Here is a 17,879-nt window from a genome sequence, read left to right on the forward strand (position 1 = left end):
GGTTCAAGAGATTACCTGCGGGTGGAAGTTTTAGACCGCCGCCCGATCTAGCGAAAGACGAGAGAACCATGGCGAAGCCGACCACTATCAAAATCCGTCTGAACTCGACCGCTGGCACGGGCCACTTCTACGTGACCAAAAAGAACGCACGAACCATGACCGAAAAGATGGTCGTACGTAAGTACGACCCGGTGGTGCGCAAGCATGTCGAGTACAAAGAAGGCAAAATCAAGTAAGCCTTCTTCGGACACCAGACAAAAGAGCCGCACCAGACATCTGGCGCGGCTCTTTTCTTTTTTAAGGCAAGGTCGCGCCGGAAATCCCCACAAGAGATTTTCATCCGGCAATTTGGAGAACGACCATGCCACCTTTACCTTTGATCTACAGTATACGGCCCGCACGCCTTGAGGATGCCGAGCGTGTGACAGCCTTGTTGCAGGCATCCTATCCCGTGCTGTTGCAGCGCGATTACCCCTCAGACCTGCTGCGCCGCGCCTTGCCGCGGATTTGCGTCGCCAAGCCCGAGCTGTTGCGCTCTGGCAGCTACTACGTGGCAGAGACCCCACAGGGCCAAATTGTAGGTGCCGGTGGGTGGAGCTGGCTAAGCCCTGTTAGTGCCGCTCTGCCCGCGAATATGGGCCATATTCGTCATGTCGTGACGGACCCTGATCACATCCGTCAGGGTATCGGTAGCGCCTTGATGACGCGCGCTTTGCAGCACGCCGCTGATGAGGGAGTGCGCAAGCTGGAATGCATGAGCACGCTGACAGCGGTACCCTTCTATGAGGCGGTTGGCCTGATGGCGATGACCGAGATTGACCTAACCCTTGCGCCCGGAATCCGATTTCCTGCGGTGCATATGACCATGACCCTTGCATGAACCAGACAGACACAGACAAACGAAAAGGGCCGGTCCTTTTTGGACCGGCCCCATTTGTTTTAGCGCTGTGCGCCTGATCACTCGCGGTTGCCCATGAACTGCAGCAGGAACATGAACAGGTTCACGAAATCCAGATACAGTTGCAGTGCGCCCATGATCGCCGACTTACCCAGCCATTCCTTATCGCCTGCATAGGCCATCTGGACGTAGGTGTTCTTGATGTTCTGGGTGTCATATGCGGTCAGACCCGAGAACAGCAGCACGCCAATCACCGAGATTGCGAATTGCAGCGCCGACGAGCCGAGGAAGATGTTGACGATCGAGGCGACGACCAGACCGATCACACCCATCATCAGGAAGGTTCCAAAGCCCGAAAGGTCTTGTTTGGTGGTGTAGCCCCACAGCGACAGACCGGCGAAGGCAATCGCGGTCACCAGGAAGGTCTGGATGATCGAGAAGCCGGTGAAGGTGATGAAGATCCAGCTAAGCGAGACACCCATCGCGGCCGCATAGGCGTAGAAGTAAGTCTGCGCACCGGCAACCGACAGGCGGTTGATTGCGGCACCAAAGCCGAAAACCATACCCAGCGGCAGGAACATGATGATCCACTTCAAGAAGCTTGTGTAGATCGCAGCTCCGAACTGGGTCAGGTAGGTGCCATTGCCGATCTGGCCGACAGCCGCGGTCGGGTCAGTGGTGGTGGCCAGACCCGAGATCGCCCAAGCCGCCGCCGCAGTGATCAACATGCCCACGGACATTGTGCCGTAGACCTTGTTCATGTGCGCGCGCAGACCTTCATCGATCTGTGCTGTGCGGGCGCCGGCTGCGGTGGCGCGCATCGTGTTATAGTCTGCCATCCTTTTCCTCCGAAAATCGAAACATGTATGTGCTCCAAATGAAAAGAGCACCTTTGCCTTAGAATATCGGCAAGGGTGCTCAGATTTTCAAGTGTTGCGATGTCGGTTTTCGGTCTGGATCAGTCACTTAAAAACGCCAGTGCGAAGGGACATCCCAAGGTGCGCGATTTACTTCTTTCTGTGCTTCATTTGCGCTGAGGCCGATATCGGACAGCATACGCTCGTCAAGCTGTGCCAGATCGTGACGCTGACGGGCGATGGCAAGGGTGGTTCCGATCCACGACAGAAGCGAGAACCGCGAGGACCGCGAAAGCGGAAGAGAGAGTCTTTTGATCTGTGATGACATTCGTCTGGTCTCATCGTTTGTGATTGGTCATGAAGGTTGGATCAATTTCCTTGATCTAAATGCCAGAGTATGGTGCATATGAAAAATGAATGTATTTGACGGATATCATCAGGAGTTGTGATATGGCCCGAAACCTCGACATGACTGCACTGCGATCGTTTGTGGCCGTTGCGGATACGGGCGGCGTGACACGGGCGGCCGGCTTTTTGAACCTGACGCAATCGGCGGTCTCGATGCAGTTGAAGCGGCTGGAGGAATCGCTGGATGCCGAGTTGCTGGACCGCACCGCCCGTCAGATCGCGCTGACACCTGCAGGGGAAAAGCTGCTGGGGTATGCGCGGCGGATGCTGGAATTGAATGACGAGATCTGGTCGCGTCTCACAGACACGGCCTATGAGGGCGAGATTATCCTCGGCGTGCCCCATGACATCGTCTATCCGGCGCTACCGATGGTTTTGCAGCGGTTTAACGCGGAATTCCCCCGTATGAAGGTGCAGTTGAACTCGTCCTACACCAAGGGATTGAAGACCTGCTTCCGCAAAGGGGAATGCGATCTGATCCTGACCACCGAAGATGGCGTGGAAAACGGAGGGGAGACTTTGAAAGAGCTGCCTCTGCTGTGGATCGGTGCGCCGGGGGGCACCGCGTGGCGGCAACGGCCCCTGCGTTTGGCTTTTGGGCGGAACTGCATTTTCCGATCGGGCGTGATCCGGCGGGTCGAGGCCGCGGGCATCCCGTGGGAACTGGCCGTCGAGTCGGACATGGATCGCACCATTGAGGCGACCGTCAGTGCGGACCTTGCCATCAATGCCATGCTGGAAGGGACCGAGCCGCCGCACCTTGAACAGGTGAACCACAAAGGCACTCTGCCGGAACTGGCGACCAAGAAGATCAACATGTACGTCTCTGAGACCATGCATGGCGAGGCTGGCACACGCATGGCTGATCTGTTGCGTCAGGCTTACGCCCAGATGTGAGGGTGATCAGATCGTGATCACTACCTTGCCGGTGGATTTCCGGTCGCGCAGCAGGGCAAGGCCCTCTTCGACACGGTCCAGCGGCAGGGTGTGGCTGACATGGGGTTTGATCTTCCCTTCGCTATGCCACTGGAACAGGGTGGCAAGGCTGTCGGTCAGAGCCTTGGCGTTGAACTTCAGATAGCCGCCCCAATACATGCCGATTACCGTCAGGTTCTTAACCAGCATATGGTTCGCTTTGACCGGCGGCACGGTGCCGCTGGCAAAACCGATTGTCAGAAGGCGCCCGTCGGGGTTGGTGGCGCGGAAGGCGGCCTCGAACTGGTCACCGCCAACGGGGTCATAAACCACATCAGCGCCGCCCAGAGATTTCACTACATCGCGAATGTCCTCTGTCTTGGCGTCGATCAGGTGGTCCGCCCCATGCTGCTTGGCGATCTCTAGCTTGTCGGCCCCGCGTGCGCAGGCAATGACGCGGGCCCCCATGACCTTGCCGATCTCGACCGCAGTCAGCCCCACGCCACCCGCAGCCCCCAGAACCAACAGGGTTTCGCCCGGTTGCAGTCGCGCCTTATAGTCTAGCGCCAGATGCGAGGTGCCATAAGCGATCTGGAAGCCCGCCGCCTCGACGTCGGAAATGCTGTCGGGCAGGGGGATCGCACGTTCTGCGGGGAAGCAGCCATATTCGGCCAATCCACCCTTACCTGCGAAAACTGCAACGCGGGTTCCGACCGCCGGAGAGGTCACACCTTCCCCAAGGTCATCTACAACACCCGCGACTTCCATGCCTAAAACGAAAGGCGCATTGGGTGTGTCCTGATACTTTCCCTCTATCATCAGGAGATCAGCGAAATTTAAGCCACATGCCGTGATCCGTATCCGAATCTCTCCTTTTGCGGGAGAGGGCACTTGCATTTGTGCAAGCGCGGGTTTGTCGCCAATCGCGTCCAAGTTGTAGGCTTTCACGTATAACCCCCATATTTTTCCTGTAAACTTTCGTAATATTTCTGCGTTGGTCAATGCGACATAGGAACCAAACTATCTTAAGTATACTCCACCTAGATCAGAAGAATGTCTTGGCGTTTTATCTTAGGTTGAGTTACAAGTTATGAGAGTGAGATAAAAGTAAGACCGGATTATCGTAATATGTACTCGCAATCGGCGACAACTTCCCGTAAGGAAGGGTCCAAGTTGCATTTTCAGGTAGTCCGGTTGCAATAAAAAGACTCGCGCACCTCTTAAGATGTGCGCACAACGAAGTAGGAGCACTTGATGACCCATCCTGTAGATGTCCACGTTGGCAAGCGTGTCCGTCACCGTCGCTGGATGATCGGCATGACACAGCAGCAGCTGGCCGAACGCGTCGGGATTAAATTCCAGCAGATCCAAAAGTACGAAACTGGCGCGAACCGCGTCAGCGCATCGCGCCTTTGGGATATCGCGCAAACGCTGGAAGTACCGGTGAGCTTTTTCTTTGAAGGCTTGGATGGTCAGGTCGCAGGTGACGCTGAAAAGACCCCCGCGCTGCCCGCAGACATCCTGGGCGACAAAGAAGCGCTGGAACTGATCCGTTCCTACTACAGCATCCCCGAGAACCAGCGTCGCCGTCTGTTTGAACTGGCACGCGTTCTTAGCGACGTCGCTTGATTTGAAGCGTATCATTGGGTAGCGCCCTTTCTAGAACCTGAAAGGGCGTTTCCATGTCTCGTATTCCCCAAGATCTTCATCCTGTTTTGATTGAGACGGCCAATGAGATGGCTGCAGCCGCCCGTGCGGCTATTCTGCCCTATTTCCGCAATCCGGAACTTATGGCGGACAACAAGGATGAAGACGGGTTTGACCCTGTCACCGAAGCCGACCGCGCCGCCGAAGCGGCCATGCGCCATGTGTTGCAGCAGCGACGTCCTATGGACAGCATTTTCGGTGAAGAGATGGGCCAGCACGAAGGCGACAGCGGGCTAACTTGGGTGCTTGATCCAATCGATGGCACCCGCGGCTTTCTCAGTGGCACGCCGACGTGGGGTGTGCTGATTGCCCTCTCGGATCAGGATGGTCCTGTGATGGGCATCGTTGATCAACCCTACATTGGCGAGCGTTTCTTTGGCGGCTTTGGTCAGGCCTATTGTGATGGGCCGGTTGGTCGGCGCAGTCTGCACGTTCGCAAAGGGGTTACTCTGGACGAGGCGATTCTGTTCTCGACCTTCCCTGAGGTCGGGTCCGTAGATGAAGGCCGTGCTTTCCGGAATCTCGCGAAACGCGTAAAATTGGTGCGTTACGGGATGGACTGCTACGCTTACGCTTTGCTTGCGGCTGGCCAGATCGATCTGGTGGTTGAGGCTGGACTGAACGCCTATGACATTCAGGGTCCGCAGGCGGTGATTGAAGCTGCTGGCGGGATCGTGACCGACTGGAACGGCGGTCCTGCTCATAACGGCGGCAGAATCATCGCTGCCGCGTCTGAGGAAATTCACGCCGCTGCGCTTGAGCTTTTGCACGACGGTTTGGCCACTATCTAGGCAGGTGCCGCGCTGGCACCCCCTTTCGCGGCGTAGCCTTTGTCCTTCTCTGGCGTCGCGAAGGATCGTTTGATCTGAGGGGACATGGATTAATCCTGAAAGGGGGCCTCCATGTCTGCGACTCTTATCCGCAATATTGACCACTTGATCACGATGGATGATGCGCGGCGCGAATTGCGCGGCGTTGATGTTCTGATCCGCGATGGTGTGATCGCCGAGATCGGTGAAAACCTCACTGCGCCGGAAGCGCATGTCGTTGAGGGGCGCGGCTGTGTGGGGACGCCGGGCTTGGTGAACACCCATCACCATTTGTACCAGACCATGACCCGCGCGGTGCCGGGTGCGCAGGATGCGCTGCTGTTTGGTTGGCTGCAACGGCTCTACCCGATCTGGGGGCATATGGGGCCAGAGGAATTCCACGTCTCGGCGCAAATCGGGTTGGCGGAACTGGCGCTGTCGGGCTGCACCCTGAGTTCGGATCACCTCTATCTTTATCCCAATGGCGCCCGTCTAGACGACACGATCGAGGCTGCTAAAGAGATCGGCCTGCGGTTCCATCCCACCCGCGGCGCCATGAGTATCGGCGAAAGCAAAGGCGGCCTGCCACCTGATGCATTGGTCGAGGATGAAACCGCCATTCTGGAAGACTGCATCCGCGTGATCGACGCTCACCATGATGCCAGCGAAGGATCAATGGTGCGGGTCGGGATCGCGCCCTGTTCGCCGTTCTCGGTCAGCCGCGATCTGATGCGCGAGGCCGCCCTGCTGGCGCGGGACAAAGGCGTGATGCTGCACACCCATCTGGCCGAGAACGAAGAGGACATCGCCTACAGCCTTGCCAACTTTGGCTGCCGCCCCGGTCAATACGCCGAGGATCTGGGCTGGACCGGCGCGGACGTCTGGCACGCCCATTGCGTGAAGCTGGACGGCCAAGAGATTGACCTGTTCGCACGCACAAAAACCGGCGTGGCTCATTGTCCCTGTTCGAACTGTCGCCTTGGCTCTGGTATCGCGCCGGTGCGTGCCATGCGCGATGCGGGCGTGCCGGTGGGGCTAGGGGTTGATGGCTCGGCCAGCAATGACGCTGGCAACCTGATGCTAGAGGCCCGCCAGACCATGCTGTTGCAACGGGTCAATCTGGGGGCCGACGCCATGTCCCCCCGCGAGGCGCTAGAGATCGCAACGCGCGGCGGTGCCGATGTACTGGGGCGGCCTGATTGTGGACGGATTGCAGTGGGCAAGCGGGCGGACATCGCCCTTTGGGATGTAACCGGTGTTGAAAGCGCGGGCAGCTGGGATCCGGCGGCTTTGCTGCTGGCTGGCCCGGTCCGCGTGCGCGATCTGCTGGTCGAAGGCCGTATAGTTGTGCAAAATGGCATCCTGCAAACACTTGATCTGCCAAAGAGTGTAGAGAGGCAAAACCGTTTCGCGCAACGTCTGGCGGAAAAGCTCTAAGTGTTAACGGGTTATTAATGTCCTGTGGATAACTCTGTGGGAGTTCTTTTGGGCTGTGGACGATTTCAGGAATATCGCCGGATTGTTTACGCCAGCTTACGTTCCGCCTGAACACCGCCCACCCAGACGTCTGCTATCGCCCGATCATCGCCCATCATGATGGTCGGGAACAGCGCCTCGTAGAATGTCTCGGCTCGTGCGTATCGCTGTTCGATCGCATAGGTCGAGGCCAGATCAAGAACGGTGATATCTGCCTCAGAGCCAATCGCAAGCGTCCCGATCCGGTCTTCGGCCTTCAGGGCTCGGGCTGAGCCCTCGGTCGCCAGATACATCAGTTGCGCAGGGTGCAGGGCAGTGCCGCGCAGCTGTCCGATCTCATAGGCGGCGGCCATAGTCCGCAGCATCGAAAAGTTCGAGCCGCCCCCCGTATCCGTCGCCAGCCCGATGCGCAGTTCATCAGCCGCCAGCCCCGCCATGTCAAAAAGGCCCGAGCCGATAAAGGTGTTCGAGGTCGGACAATGCACCACCGCAGCGCCCACTTCGCGCAAGCGTGCGCGTTCGCGGTCTGTCAGGTGAATGGCATGGCCGTAAAGGCCGCGTTCACCTAAAAGCCCATATTTTTCATATGTTTGAAGGTAGTCTACGCAATCCGGAAACAGGCTGTGAACCCATTCGATTTCATCGGTCTGCTCGCTCAGATGGGTCTGCATCAGGCACTCGGGGTGCTCGGCCCATAGGGTGCCAAGGGCGGCGAGCTGTTCTGGCGTTGAGGTCGGAGAGAAGCGCGGCGTGATGACATATTCGGCCCGTCCCTTGCCATGCCAGCGGGCCAGCAGCGCCTTGCTATCGTCATAGGCAGACTGCGCCGTATCACGCAAACCCTCGGGTGCGTTGCGGTCCATACAGGTCTTGCCCGCGAACACACGCATCCCCCGCGCAGCCGCTGCATCGAAGAAACCATCGACGCTACAGGGGTGAATCGTGGTGAAACTGCAAAGGCTTGTCGTCCCGTGGGCCAGCGCAAGATCAAGGGTCAGATCGGCGCGGGCGCGGGCCTCTGCGGGGTCCGCAAGGGTCATCTCTTCGGGGAAGGTGTAGGTGTTCAGCCAGTCGATCAGCCGCTTGCCCCAACTGGCGATCATCCGCGTCTGGGGGTAGTGCATGTGGGCGTCAACGAAGCCTGCGGTGATCAAATGGGCGCCGTAGTCTAATATTTCGGCCTGTGGATAACTTTTTTGCAGGGCTTCCGCGTCCCCCCGATCGGCGATTTTTCCACCCCGGATCAGTACCCCGCCGCGCCTGTGATGGCGTGCGGTTTCCACCCCTTGTGTCAAAGCGTTGCCCTCAAACCATAGGGTTTGTCCAAGCAGAAGAGTTTCGTGGGACACGCGGGGTTACTCCTTGTTGATCAACGCTATTTTTATGTATGGGAAGCGCAAAGTGAAAGTGCGCAGTGGCTTGCTCCTGCGACGTTACCACGCCTATGGTGCGGGCAAATCGGAACGGGGGTCATCATGCTAGACGATATTCAGAATCCTGAAGACCTCGAACAAGACGACATTCAGGACGCGGTTCTTGATGGGCGCCGGATTTCTGCAATACGCGACGCGGTAGAAGAGGCTGACGCCGAGCGTGTGAACCGGCTGCTTGAGCCGCTGCACTCTGCCGACATCGCCGACCTTCTGGAACAGGTTGAACCTGATGAGCGGGAAAGCATCCTACTGCTGGCCCCGAATGCGGTGGACGGCGATGTTCTGTCCGAACTGGAGGAGACCATCCGCGAAGAGGTCATATTGGCGCTGCCGCCCGAGGTTCTGAATGAGGCCGTGCGCGATCTGGACAGCGATGACGTTGTTGACCTGATCGAAGACCTTGAAGACGAACAGGTTGACGCCATTCTTCAGGCGCTGGACGGCGCGGACCGGATCGCGGTTGAGCAGTCGCTCAGCTACCCCGAATACTCGGCCGGTCGTCTGATGCAGCGAGAGGTCGTCTCGGCCCCTGAACATTGGACGGTCGGGCACGCGATCGACTATCTGCGCGCCACCGAAGAGCTGCCCGAGCAGTTCTATCACGTGACGCTGGTTGATCCGCGCATGCGCCCTGTGGGCAACGTGACCTTGGGCCGCCTGATGGGCAGCCCCCGCGCCACTGCTTTGGCCGATATTCAGGAAGAGACCTTCCGCACCATCCCCGTGACCGAAGAGCAGGGGGCGGTGGCCTATGCCTTCAACCAATACCACCTGATTTCAGCACCGGTTGTCGATGACGATGGCCGTCTGGTGGGCATGATCACCATCGACGACGCGATGATCGTGCTGGACGAAGAGCACGAAGAAGACATCCTGCGTCTGGCCGGTGTGGGTGAAAGCAGCCTGACCGACCGCGTGATCGAGACCACCAAGCAACGTCTGCCCTGGCTGATCGTTAACCTGCTGACCGCGATTTTGGCTAGCTTGGTGATCGCCCAGTTCGAAGATGCGATTGCCACCGTGGTGGCGCTGGCGGTTTTGATGCCGATCGTCGCCTCGATGGGCGGGAACGCGGGCACGCAAAGTCTGACGGTGGCCGTGCGCTCGCTGGCGACGCGCGACCTGACCGGCTCGAACGTGTGGCGGGTAATCCGCCGTGAAACAATTGTGGGCCTGATCAACGGTGTGGTCTTTGCGGTGATCATGGCGATTGTAGGTCTGATCTGGTTCGGTAATCCGATGCTTGGGGGCGTCATCGCGGTGGCGATGGTGGTGAACCTTGTGATCGCCGCGTTGGCAGGTACGCTGATCCCCATCGGGCTTGAGCGTGTGGGCGTTGACCCTGCCTTGGCCTCTGGCACCTTTGTGACGACAGTGACAGATGTGGTCGGCTTCTTCGCCTTCCTCGGTCTTGCGTCTGCCGTGTTGCTATGACCGACCTGGCTGCGATCAAGGCAGCGGCCCGCAAAGCCGCCTTCGCCCGCCGGAAAGAGGCGCACCAGACCCACGGTCCGGGCCGCTGTGGGTTTCTGTCCAGCTTTCTTGCGGGGTATCGCGGTGTGCCTGTGGCAGGCTACATGCCCATCCGGACCGAGATTGACCCGCTGCCCGCAATGGCCGAGGCCAGCGCGCATGGCCCCGTCGGTGTCCCTGTGATCGAAGGCGCAGGACTGCCCCTCAAATTTCGTGTTTGGGAGCCTGACTGCGCAATGACAGACGGCCCTTTCGGCGCGCAAATCCCCGCGACAGGCGACTGGATGATCCCGCAGGTGGTGATCGTTCCCTTGGTGGCCTTTGACCGCAAGGGCGGACGGCTTGGCTATGGTGGCGGCTTTTACGACCGAACCCTAGAGCTTCTGCGCGCCTCGGGACCGGTGCAGGCCGTGGGCTTTGCCTATGCGGCGCAAGAGGCCGATGCACTGCCCCTAGAGCCGACCGATCAACCTCTTGATATGATCATCACCGAGGCGGGTGTTCTGACCTTTTAGACCTTGGTCGCCGGAACGGACGGGGTGATAGACCGCTTCAACCGTGCTTCGCGCAGGGTGATATAGCTGACAGCCGCAATGATGATCCCGCCACCAAGCAGGACATAGGGGTCTGGCGGCTCATGGAAGAACACCATCCCGATCAGCACCGCCCAAAGCAATTGCAGGAACGTGACCGGCTGGGTCAGCGTGGCCGGAGCGCAGCGGAACGCCAGCGTCATCGTATAATGCGCCCCCGTGGCCAGCCCCGCGACCCCGACAAGGATCAGCATCTGGTGGAATGTTGGCGTCACCCAATGGGCAATGGCTAGCGGGCTTAGCCCGATGGTCACCGCAATCGACATCCACGCCACCACATGAGAGGCGGGCATCTCCGACGACAGACGCTTGGCAATCAGATATGAGGCCCCCAATCCCAATGAGGTCCCCAACATCGCAATGTGCCCGCTGCTTAATTCGCGAAAGCCGGGGCGCAGAATGACAAAGGCCCCGATCAGTGCCACCACCACAGCCAGAATCCGGCGCAGTGCCAGCTTCTCGCCAAGAAACATCACCGCGCCAAGGGTGACATAAATCGGGTTCAGATAGTTCAGCGCCGTCACATCTGCCAACGGGATACGGGCCATCGCATAGAACCACAGCCCAACCCCGACTGAATGGGCCACGCCGCGCAAAGCAATCAGCCGCACCTGCGGGCCACTGGGCAAATTGCGAAACAGCGCAGGCAGGACCGGTGCCAGAAACAGCATCCCTAATGCAAAGCGCAAAAAGGCGGTCTCACCGGCAGGGATCGCACCGCCCAGAAATTTCACCAAAGCGGTCATCGTCACAAACTGAAAGCCGGTAATCAGCATCCAGAAAATCGCGCGTAAGGGCTGAGTGTCACTCGTATCGGTCATGCACATATTTCGAACAGAAGACAAAGGCTTAGGCAATCCCCAAACACCGCATGTGCGCTTGTGAATTTTCAAACACCAAGTCGCTTCTTTATTGCATAAATACTCAAAAAGGCGCGCCTGCTGCCGCAGACACGCCTTTTCAGAACTCAAAGCAAGCCTGATAAAATCAGAGCTGCTCCATCACCTCGTCCGAGGCTTCAAAGTTTGCAGTGACCCGCTGAACGTCATCGTCGTCTTCCAGCGCGTCGATCAGCTTCATCAGCTTCTGCATGCCTTCCAGATCCAGCTCGGTGGTGGTCTGGGGCTTCCAGATCAGCTTGGCCGATTCCGATTCGCCCAGGTCTGCTTCAAGAGCGTTCGACACTTCGGCCAGATCGGTGTCTGCGGTGTAGATGGTGTGACCCTCTTCACCGCTTTCCACGTCCTCGGCGCCTGCCATGATCGCCGCTTCCATCACGGTATCCGCATCGCCTGCGGTTGCGGCGTAGGTGATCTCGCCCTTGCGGTCGAACATAAAGCCAACGCTGCCGGTTTCGCCTAGGTTGCCGCCGTTCTTGCTGAAGATCGAGCGCACGTTCGACGCGGTCCGGTTGCGGTTGTCGGTCATCGCTTCAACGATGACAGCCACGCCGTTCGGGCCGTAGCCTTCATAGCGGATTTCTTCGTATTCATCGCCCTCGCCAGCCATCGACTTCTTGATAGCGCGTTCGATCACGTCCTTCGGGCACGAATTCGACTTCGCTTCCTTCACGGCAAGACGCAGACGGGGGTTCTTTTCCGGATCAGGGTCGCCCATTTTTGCAGCGACGGTGATTTCCTTGGCGAGCTTCGAAAAAAGCTTCGAGCGGGCAGCGTCCTGACGACCTTTGCGGTGCTGGATGTTCGCCCATTTTGAGTGGCCGGCCATGAGTGCCTCCAAGTTCCTAAAATTCTGTCGCGCCTCTATAAGGCAGGCGCTAGGGGCCCTGCAAGCGTCCCGCAGGGCCTGTCTGCCTTAAAGATGTGTCAAAGAGGCCAAATCAGCGGGATCAGCAGGGCGGAAAGGATGCCGATGCTCAGGTTCAGCGGAATGCCCACCTTCATAAAGTCGGAAAACTTGTAACCGCCGGGGCCGTAGATCAGCGTGTTTGTCTGGTAGCCGATGGGGGTCGAGAAGCTGGCCGAGGCTGCCACCATCACCGCGACCACCAGCGGGCGCGGGTCCACGCCGATGGCATGGGCCAGTCCGATCACGATGGGGGTCACCACAACGGCAACCGCGTTATTGGTCACCAGTTCCGTCAGGATCGAGGTCAGCAGGAAGATCGACCAGATCACGAAGAAATGAGGCAGGGTCTTCAGCAGGGGGGCCACATGGCCGACGATCAGTTCGACCGCGCCGGAATGTTCCAGACCCGCGCCGATGGCCAGCATGGAAAAGATCAGTGCCAGCAGACGCCCTTCGACAAAGTCAAAGGCTTCATCCGCGTCGATACAGCGGGTCAGCAGCACGAAGGCGACAGCAAAGACCGACATCATCAGAATCGGCGCCAGCCCCAGCGCAGAGCCCAGAACGATCGCCACCAGCGCACCCAGTGCAATTGGGGCGTGACCGCGGCGGTAGGCCCGTTCACTGGGTTGGCTGACGTTGACCAAACCCACATCGCTGGCCAGACGCTGGATATCGGCCACGTTACCTTCCAGCAGCAACGTGTCACCAACGCGCACAACCAGATCGTCCAACTGGCGGCCGATGTTCTGGTTCCGGCGATGGACCGCCAGCGGATAGACACCATAGCGGCGGCGCAGGCGTAGGTTGCCAAGGCTACGGCCCACCATGGTACAGCCGGGGGTGATCAGAACCTCAACGGTCTGCGTCTCGACCGAGCTAAGCTTGTCCACCATCCGCAGGTCTTTGGACTGTTGCAGTCCAAGCAACTCGCTCATCTCTGTGCGCAGAACCACGCGGTCACCGGCTTGCAGCACAACAGCAGTCAGATCGCGCCGCAGCGAGGCATCGCCGCGCAGCACGTCGATCAGGCGCACACCGCCGCGTTTGAAGGCTTCGACCTCAGTCACCTCGCGGCCGATCAGGGCGCTGTCTTCGGGGATCGCGACTTCGGTAAAGAACTTCATCTTGGACCGGTTGCTTAGCGCCCCTGCCAGACTCTCACGGCGGGGCAGCAGCCGCGCACCAATAAAGCGCAGATAGATCGCGCCCCAGATCACCAAGGCGATGCCCAAGGGAGTGACCTCAAAGATCGTGAACGGCTCAAGCCCCTGACTGCGGGATACACCATCCACCAGCAGGTTGGTCGAGGTGCCGATCAGTGTTGTCGTTCCGCCTAGAATCGCAGCGTAGCTCAGGGGCATCAGCAGTTGCGACGGCGTCATTCCCAAAGTGCGCGACAATTGTACAAAGACGGGGATCATGATGACCACAACCGGCGTGTTCGACACGAAGGCCGAGAAAATCACCACAAAGACCAGCATTCCGAAAAGAGCAATCTTGGGATTCCGCGTGGCACTTTCGTTGGCAAAGCGGGTGAAGACGTCTAGCGCGCCCGTGCGCACCAAGGCCCCCATGACGATGAACAAGGCACCGATTGTCCAAGGGGCACTGTTCGAGAGAACGGTGATCGCGGCATCATAGGGAAGGATGCCTAAGAACAGCATCAAAGCCGAGCCAGTGATGCCGACAACTTCGGTAGGGAAGGTTTCACGAATAAAAAGAACAAACATGCCGCCAACGATTAGTAGGGCGGCGAGGGCCTGATATGCTTCGGGCAGTGCGATCACGTCGTTCGGGTCTCCGGGTCTTGCCAGGGATGGCCTTGCATCCTTGCCCAACCCGGAAAGCGGGGCAAGCATTCTTTGTTATCGCGCTTCGCGGTGTCCCGTTTCAGGACGTAGCAGCGCCCAAGGTCAGAGCGGGCCCGAACTTTGCAGCCGGCCCCCTTGGCGCACCATGCAGATGCGGGTGGCTTTTCCGGTCTTGTCGTCTGTTTCCACGTAGACGCCGGACAAGGTCGCTTCGCCCTCAGCGGGGGTGAAGCGGTTCTTCTGCATGCCGGTCACGAAACGGCGCAGGGGCTCGGCCTTTTCCATGCCGATCACGCTGTTGTAGTCGCCGCACATTCCCGCATCGGTCAGATAGGCGGTGCCATTGGGCAGGATTTGCGCGTCGCCTGTGGGCACGTGGGTGTGGGTGCCGACTACAAGGCTGGCCTTGCCGTCCATCCAGTGACCAAGGCCCATCTTCTCGCTTGTGGCTTCGGCGTGCACATCCACGATGGTTGCGTTGATCTGTGCGCCCAAGGGGTGGGTGCGCAAAATCTGGTCCACCGCCGAGAACGGGTCATCAAAGGGGCGCTTCATGAAGATCTGCCCAAGCACCTGCACCACCATCACCTTGCGCCCGCCGGGAGCCGAGAAGATGCGCGCGCCGCGACCGGGCGCGGTTTTGGCGTAGTTCACTGGGCGGATCACGCGGGTGTCGCCCTCAATGTACTGCAGCATGTCTTTCTGGTCGAAGGCATGATCCCCAAGGGTCACGCAATCTGCGCCCGCCTCAAAGATCAGTTTGGCATGCTCGCCACTCAGGCCCATGCCGTTCGAGGCGTTCTCGCCATTCACCACAACGAAATCGAGCGCCCACTCTTTCCGCAGTCGGGGAAGGTGGGTTTTGATAGCGGTCCGGCCTGCGCGGCCAAGGACATCTCCGAGAAACAGGATCTTCATGTGCGCCGTGCTAGGGCCAAGCCCCGCGTCGCGCAAGGCAGAATGCCGCCCAACGCGGGCGTCCACTGCGAATTTGCGCCGATCTGTCGCGAAAACCGGAACTTCACGGGGATTTTCGCTGCAACTGTTTGCGAACCGGTTAGAGTGGGCAACAACACTTGCTGAACGACAGGACCCATTCTGATGAAGATCTTTGCCCGCGCTGCTGTGCTGTGCCTTGCCGTGGCTGGCTGTGCCTCGACCAATCCGGCCAGTACCGCTGGCACGTATTACTCGCCGCCATGGCAGTCGGGTCTGAAGACCGTTCGGCCCTATCCGGACGCGGGTAGCCCTTGCTATGAGATCGCGCGTAACATGGTGTCCAAGGATTTTTGGGACGATGCCAACATGCTGATCGGCTGTCCCAAATACGATCAGGTCGCGATTGACCAGCAGGTCGCGGGTGGCGCGCGGGTGGTGGGCTATATCCACCACTGGACCATGCTGAACGTGCCCGCCTACCGGTAAGGCCGCTTGGGGCGGCCCCGCCGTACCGCATCCCAAAGTGCATAAAATACGGGCCGCAAGCTGCGACATTTCCAGCTTTGCGAAGGGGTTGGCTGTTGTCCGGCCTTTTTGTTGATTGACTAGTCAATAAAAAACCCTAGGGTCATTTCCGTCACATGAGGTCGGAAAATGCCCAAAGTCGGAATGGAACCTGTACGTCGCGCGGCCTTGGTCGAGGCGACAATTCACGAGATCGGCCGCGCCGGTACACTGGATGTCACGGTCAGCCAGATCGCCAAACGCGCAGGCATGTCCAGCGCGCTGGCCCATCATTATTTCGGCGGAAAAACCCAGATTTTCATGGCGGCCATGCGGCACATCCTGTCCCAATACGGGCTGGAGGCACGGCGCCGTCTGAAAAAGGCCAAGACCCATGAAGAGCGTCTGAAGGCGCTGGTGGATGCGAACTTTGCCCCCTCGAACTTTCGCGATGAGGTCGTGAGCGCGTGGATGAACTTCTACGTGCTGGCCCAGAACGAGGATGAGGCGCGGCGTTTGTTGACCGTCTACTACCGCCGCCTGCACTCGAACCTTTTGCACGACCTGCGCCCATTGGTGGGCGATGAGGCCGTCACAATTGCCCGCCGGATCGAGGCGCTGATCGACGGGGTCTATCTGCGTCAAAGCCTGCGCGATGCTGCCGCTGATCCACAGGTCGCGGTCGAGCTGGTTCTTGGCACCCTTGAAAACGAACTGGTGCGCTGTGGGGCGAAACGCCCGGCCGCCACACTTAGCCTGATTGCACAGAAGGAACGTCCCGAATGACGATCGACGTCACGCCGACCGCCAGCCACTTTATCAATGGCCAGTATGTTCAGGGCGGCACTGAAGACCTGCCCGTGGTCTACCCGTTCACCGGTGAAACTGTCGCGACCCTGAAGCTGGCCGATGAGGCGCTTGTGGATCAGGCCATCGCCGCTGCCAAAGCCGCGCAACCCGCGTGGGCTGCCCTTTCGGGCGTTGAGCGGGGCCGCATCCTGCGCCGCGCCGCCGAGATCATGCGCGAACGTAACCGCGAACTGTCGGAACTGGAAACCGTAGACACCGGCAAGCCGCTACAGGAAACCCTGATCGCAGACGCCTCTAGTGGGGCGGATGCGCTGGAATACTTCGGCGGTCTGGCCGCGACCTTGGGCGGCGAGCATATCCAGCTTGGCGCAGACTTCGCCTACACCCGCCGCGAGGCGCTGGGGGTGTGCGTCGGTATCGGTGCGTGGAACTACCCGATCCAGATCGCCAGCTGGAAGGCCGCGCCCGCGCTGGCCTGCGGCAACGCGATGGTGTTCAAGCCGTCGGAAACCACGCCCTTGTCGGCCCTGAAGCTGGCTGAAATCCTGATCGAGGCAGGCGCACCCGCCGGTGTCTTCAACGTGGTGCAAGGGGCAGGGGCCGTGGGCGCCCGTCTGGTCACCCATCCCGATGTTGCAAAGGTGTCTCTTACAGGCTCCATCCCGACGGGCCGTAAGGTCTACGCGGCGGCGGCCGAAGGTCTGCGTCATGTCACGATGGAACTCGGGGGGAAATCTCCGCTGGTGATCTTTGACGATGCCAACGTGGAAAACGCCGTCAGCGCTGCGATCAACGCGAACTTCTACAGCTCGGGTCAGATTTGCTCGAACGGTACCCGTGTGTTTGTGCAGAAGGGCATCAAAGAGGCATTCCTGTCCCGTCTGGCCGAGCGTTTGAAAGGCGTGAAGATGGGCGATCCGCTGGATGAGGCGGTGAACTTTGGCCCCATGGTCAGTGACCGTCAGGCCAGCATTGTCGAGGGTTATATCGCCAAGGCCCACGAAGAGGGCGCGCGTCTGATCTCGGGCGGCAAGCGTCTGGCGGGGCCGGGCTATTGGATCGAGCCTACCGTTTTTGCCGATGTGCAGGACGATATGACCATCGCCAAAGAAGAGATCTTTGGTCCCGTCATGTCCGTGCTGGATTTCGACACCGAGGAAGAGGCGATCACCCGCGCCAACGCCACCGAATTCGGTCTGGCCGCCGGTGTCTTTACCGCCGATTTGACTCGTGCCCACCGCGTGGCCGGTGCGTTCGAGGCAGGCACCACGTGGATCAACACCTACAACCTGACGCCGGTCGAAGTGCCCTTTGGCGGGTCCAAGCTGTCGGGGGTTGGCCGCGAGAATGGCCGCGCCGCGATCGAGCATTATTCCGAGTTGAAAACCGTCTACGTCGCCATGGGCGACACCGAAGCGCCGTTCTAAGGAGACG

General features: G+C 59.4%; 19 protein-coding genes. 11 read left to right on the plus strand and 8 right to left on the minus strand.

The window, feature by feature from the left end; translation table 11 throughout:
* Positions 1-68 precede the first annotated feature (68 nt).
* Positions 69-236: a 50S ribosomal protein L33 gene (gene rpmG / locus CLV74_RS00200; protein ID WP_007814563.1), complete on the plus strand. Its 168-nt coding sequence runs from the start codon at positions 69-71 to the stop codon at positions 234-236.
* A 125-nt stretch (positions 237-361) separates the two neighbouring features.
* Complete coding sequence (locus tag CLV74_RS00205) at positions 362-880, plus strand: GNAT family N-acetyltransferase (protein ID WP_106262202.1); 519 nt, start codon at positions 362-364, stop codon at positions 878-880.
* A gap of 77 nt (positions 881-957) precedes the next feature.
* Here CLV74_RS00205 and CLV74_RS00210 read toward each other — a convergent pair whose 3' ends face one another.
* Both CLV74_RS00210 and CLV74_RS00215 read right to left on the minus strand, forming a co-directional pair.
* Positions 958-1,737, minus strand: coding sequence for a Bax inhibitor-1/YccA family protein (locus CLV74_RS00210; protein ID WP_106262203.1), 780 nt, complete (start codon positions 1,735-1,737; stop codon positions 958-960).
* A gap of 127 nt (positions 1,738-1,864) precedes the next feature.
* Positions 1,865-2,083 carry a DUF1127 domain-containing protein gene (locus CLV74_RS00215; protein ID WP_106262204.1) on the minus strand — a complete coding sequence of 73 codons (219 nt, stop codon included), beginning with the start codon at positions 2,081-2,083 and terminating at the stop codon, positions 1,865-1,867.
* Positions 2,084-2,205: 122 nt separating this feature from the next.
* Here CLV74_RS00215 and CLV74_RS00220 point away from each other — a divergent pair, with 122 nt between their 5' ends.
* Complete coding sequence (locus tag CLV74_RS00220; RefSeq protein WP_106262205.1) at positions 2,206-3,060, plus strand: LysR family transcriptional regulator; 855 nt, start codon at positions 2,206-2,208, stop codon at positions 3,058-3,060.
* A gap of 6 nt (positions 3,061-3,066) precedes the next feature.
* On the opposite strand, the gene CLV74_RS00225 is transcribed toward CLV74_RS00220, so the two are convergent.
* The gene (locus CLV74_RS00225; protein WP_106262206.1) at positions 3,067-4,026 is read right to left on the minus strand and encodes an NADPH:quinone oxidoreductase family protein; all 960 of its coding nucleotides are present in this window, start codon (positions 4,024-4,026) and stop codon (positions 3,067-3,069) included.
* A gap of 306 nt (positions 4,027-4,332) precedes the next feature.
* Here CLV74_RS00225 and CLV74_RS00230 point away from each other — a divergent pair, with 306 nt between their 5' ends.
* The 3 genes from CLV74_RS00230 to CLV74_RS00240 all read left to right on the plus strand — a co-directional run bounded on the left by CLV74_RS00230 (position 4,333) and on the right by CLV74_RS00240 (position 7,031).
* On the plus strand, positions 4,333-4,707 hold the full coding sequence (locus tag CLV74_RS00230) for a helix-turn-helix domain-containing protein (RefSeq protein WP_106262207.1): 375 nt from the start codon (positions 4,333-4,335) through the stop codon (positions 4,705-4,707).
* Positions 4,708-4,760: 53 nt separating this feature from the next.
* On the plus strand, positions 4,761-5,576 hold the full coding sequence (gene hisN / locus CLV74_RS00235) for a histidinol-phosphatase (protein ID WP_106262208.1): 816 nt from the start codon (positions 4,761-4,763) through the stop codon (positions 5,574-5,576).
* A 111-nt stretch (positions 5,577-5,687) separates the two neighbouring features.
* Positions 5,688-7,031, plus strand: coding sequence for an 8-oxoguanine deaminase (locus CLV74_RS00240; protein WP_106262209.1), 1,344 nt, complete (start codon positions 5,688-5,690; stop codon positions 7,029-7,031).
* Positions 7,032-7,117: 86 nt separating this feature from the next.
* Here CLV74_RS00240 and guaD read toward each other — a convergent pair whose 3' ends face one another.
* Positions 7,118-8,419 carry a guanine deaminase gene (guaD, locus tag CLV74_RS00245; RefSeq protein ID WP_106262210.1) on the minus strand — a complete coding sequence of 434 codons (1,302 nt, stop codon included), beginning with the start codon at positions 8,417-8,419 and terminating at the stop codon, positions 7,118-7,120.
* Positions 8,420-8,545: 126 nt separating this feature from the next.
* Here guaD and mgtE point away from each other — a divergent pair, with 126 nt between their 5' ends.
* Complete coding sequence (gene mgtE, locus CLV74_RS00250) at positions 8,546-9,937, plus strand: magnesium transporter (protein ID WP_106262211.1); 1,392 nt, start codon at positions 8,546-8,548, stop codon at positions 9,935-9,937.
* Positions 9,934-10,491, plus strand: coding sequence for a 5-formyltetrahydrofolate cyclo-ligase (locus CLV74_RS00255; protein WP_106262212.1), 558 nt, complete (start codon positions 9,934-9,936; stop codon positions 10,489-10,491). Before mgtE ends, CLV74_RS00255 begins: the two co-directional genes overlap by 4 nt.
* On the opposite strand, the gene CLV74_RS00260 is transcribed toward CLV74_RS00255, so the two are convergent.
* The 4 genes from CLV74_RS00260 to CLV74_RS00275 all read right to left on the minus strand — a co-directional run bounded on the left by CLV74_RS00260 (position 10,488) and on the right by CLV74_RS00275 (position 15,110).
* A complete protein-coding gene (locus CLV74_RS00260; protein ID WP_106262601.1) occupies positions 10,488-11,390 on the minus strand; it encodes a DMT family transporter in 903 nt (300 codons plus the stop codon). The genes CLV74_RS00255 and CLV74_RS00260 overlap by 4 nt on opposite strands.
* A gap of 166 nt (positions 11,391-11,556) precedes the next feature.
* Positions 11,557-12,297, minus strand: a complete 741-nt coding sequence (locus CLV74_RS00265) for a YebC/PmpR family DNA-binding transcriptional regulator (protein WP_106262213.1) — start codon at positions 12,295-12,297, stop codon at positions 11,557-11,559.
* A 98-nt stretch (positions 12,298-12,395) separates the two neighbouring features.
* Positions 12,396-14,111, minus strand: a complete 1,716-nt coding sequence (locus CLV74_RS00270) for an SLC13 family permease (protein WP_245888432.1) — start codon at positions 14,109-14,111, stop codon at positions 12,396-12,398.
* A 183-nt stretch (positions 14,112-14,294) separates the two neighbouring features.
* Complete coding sequence (locus CLV74_RS00275) at positions 14,295-15,110, minus strand: TIGR00282 family metallophosphoesterase (protein ID WP_106262215.1); 816 nt, start codon at positions 15,108-15,110, stop codon at positions 14,295-14,297.
* A 183-nt stretch (positions 15,111-15,293) separates the two neighbouring features.
* Between CLV74_RS00275 and CLV74_RS00280 the strand changes: the two genes are divergently transcribed.
* From CLV74_RS00280 to betB, 3 genes are all read left to right on the plus strand, one after another.
* Positions 15,294-15,617: a hypothetical protein gene (locus CLV74_RS00280; protein WP_106262216.1), complete on the plus strand. Its 324-nt coding sequence runs from the start codon at positions 15,294-15,296 to the stop codon at positions 15,615-15,617.
* 168 nt (positions 15,618-15,785) lie between these two features.
* Positions 15,786-16,421, plus strand: a complete 636-nt coding sequence (betI, locus tag CLV74_RS00285) for a choline-binding transcriptional repressor BetI (RefSeq protein WP_106262217.1) — start codon at positions 15,786-15,788, stop codon at positions 16,419-16,421.
* Complete coding sequence (gene betB, locus CLV74_RS00290; protein ID WP_106262218.1) at positions 16,418-17,872, plus strand: betaine-aldehyde dehydrogenase; 1,455 nt, start codon at positions 16,418-16,420, stop codon at positions 17,870-17,872. Before betI ends, betB begins: the two co-directional genes overlap by 4 nt.
* Positions 17,873-17,879: the final 7 nt, after the last annotated feature.

Source organism: Donghicola tyrosinivorans (genome assembly GCF_003003355.1).
Classification (GTDB): Bacteria; Pseudomonadota; Alphaproteobacteria; order Rhodobacterales; family Rhodobacteraceae; genus Donghicola; species Donghicola tyrosinivorans.

Excerpts from the sequence above, each read along its gene's own strand:
- CLV74_RS00280 (WP_106262216.1), top strand. The coding sequence starts at position 15,294 with ATGAAGATCTTTGCCCGCGCTGCTGTGCTGTGCCTTGCCGTGGCTGGC.
- CLV74_RS00240 (WP_106262209.1), top strand. The coding sequence starts at position 5,688 with ATGTCTGCGACTCTTATCCGCAATATTGACCACTTGATCACGATGGAT.
- betB (WP_106262218.1), top strand. The coding sequence starts at position 16,418 with ATGACGATCGACGTCACGCCGACCGCCAGCCACTTTATCAATGGCCAG.
- CLV74_RS00265 (WP_106262213.1), bottom strand. The coding sequence starts at position 12,297 with ATGGCCGGCCACTCAAAATGGGCGAACATCCAGCACCGCAAAGGTCGT.
- CLV74_RS00210 (WP_106262203.1), bottom strand. The coding sequence starts at position 1,737 with ATGGCAGACTATAACACGATGCGCGCCACCGCAGCCGGCGCCCGCACA.
- hisN (WP_106262208.1), top strand. The coding sequence starts at position 4,761 with ATGTCTCGTATTCCCCAAGATCTTCATCCTGTTTTGATTGAGACGGCC.
- mgtE (WP_106262211.1), top strand. The coding sequence starts at position 8,546 with ATGCTAGACGATATTCAGAATCCTGAAGACCTCGAACAAGACGACATT.
- CLV74_RS00260 (WP_106262601.1), bottom strand. The coding sequence starts at position 11,390 with ATGACCGATACGAGTGACACTCAGCCCTTACGCGCGATTTTCTGGATG.
- CLV74_RS00275 (WP_106262215.1), bottom strand. The coding sequence starts at position 15,110 with ATGAAGATCCTGTTTCTCGGAGATGTCCTTGGCCGCGCAGGCCGGACC.
- CLV74_RS00255 (WP_106262212.1), top strand. The coding sequence starts at position 9,934 with ATGACCGACCTGGCTGCGATCAAGGCAGCGGCCCGCAAAGCCGCCTTC.
- CLV74_RS00205 (WP_106262202.1), top strand. The coding sequence starts at position 362 with ATGCCACCTTTACCTTTGATCTACAGTATACGGCCCGCACGCCTTGAG.
- CLV74_RS00220 (WP_106262205.1), top strand. The coding sequence starts at position 2,206 with ATGGCCCGAAACCTCGACATGACTGCACTGCGATCGTTTGTGGCCGTT.
- CLV74_RS00270 (WP_245888432.1), bottom strand. The coding sequence starts at position 14,111 with ATGTTTGTTCTTTTTATTCGTGAAACCTTCCCTACCGAAGTTGTCGGC.
- CLV74_RS00230 (WP_106262207.1), top strand. The coding sequence starts at position 4,333 with ATGACCCATCCTGTAGATGTCCACGTTGGCAAGCGTGTCCGTCACCGT.
- betI (WP_106262217.1), top strand. The coding sequence starts at position 15,786 with ATGCCCAAAGTCGGAATGGAACCTGTACGTCGCGCGGCCTTGGTCGAG.
- rpmG (WP_007814563.1), top strand. The coding sequence starts at position 69 with ATGGCGAAGCCGACCACTATCAAAATCCGTCTGAACTCGACCGCTGGC.
- CLV74_RS00215 (WP_106262204.1), bottom strand. The coding sequence starts at position 2,083 with ATGTCATCACAGATCAAAAGACTCTCTCTTCCGCTTTCGCGGTCCTCG.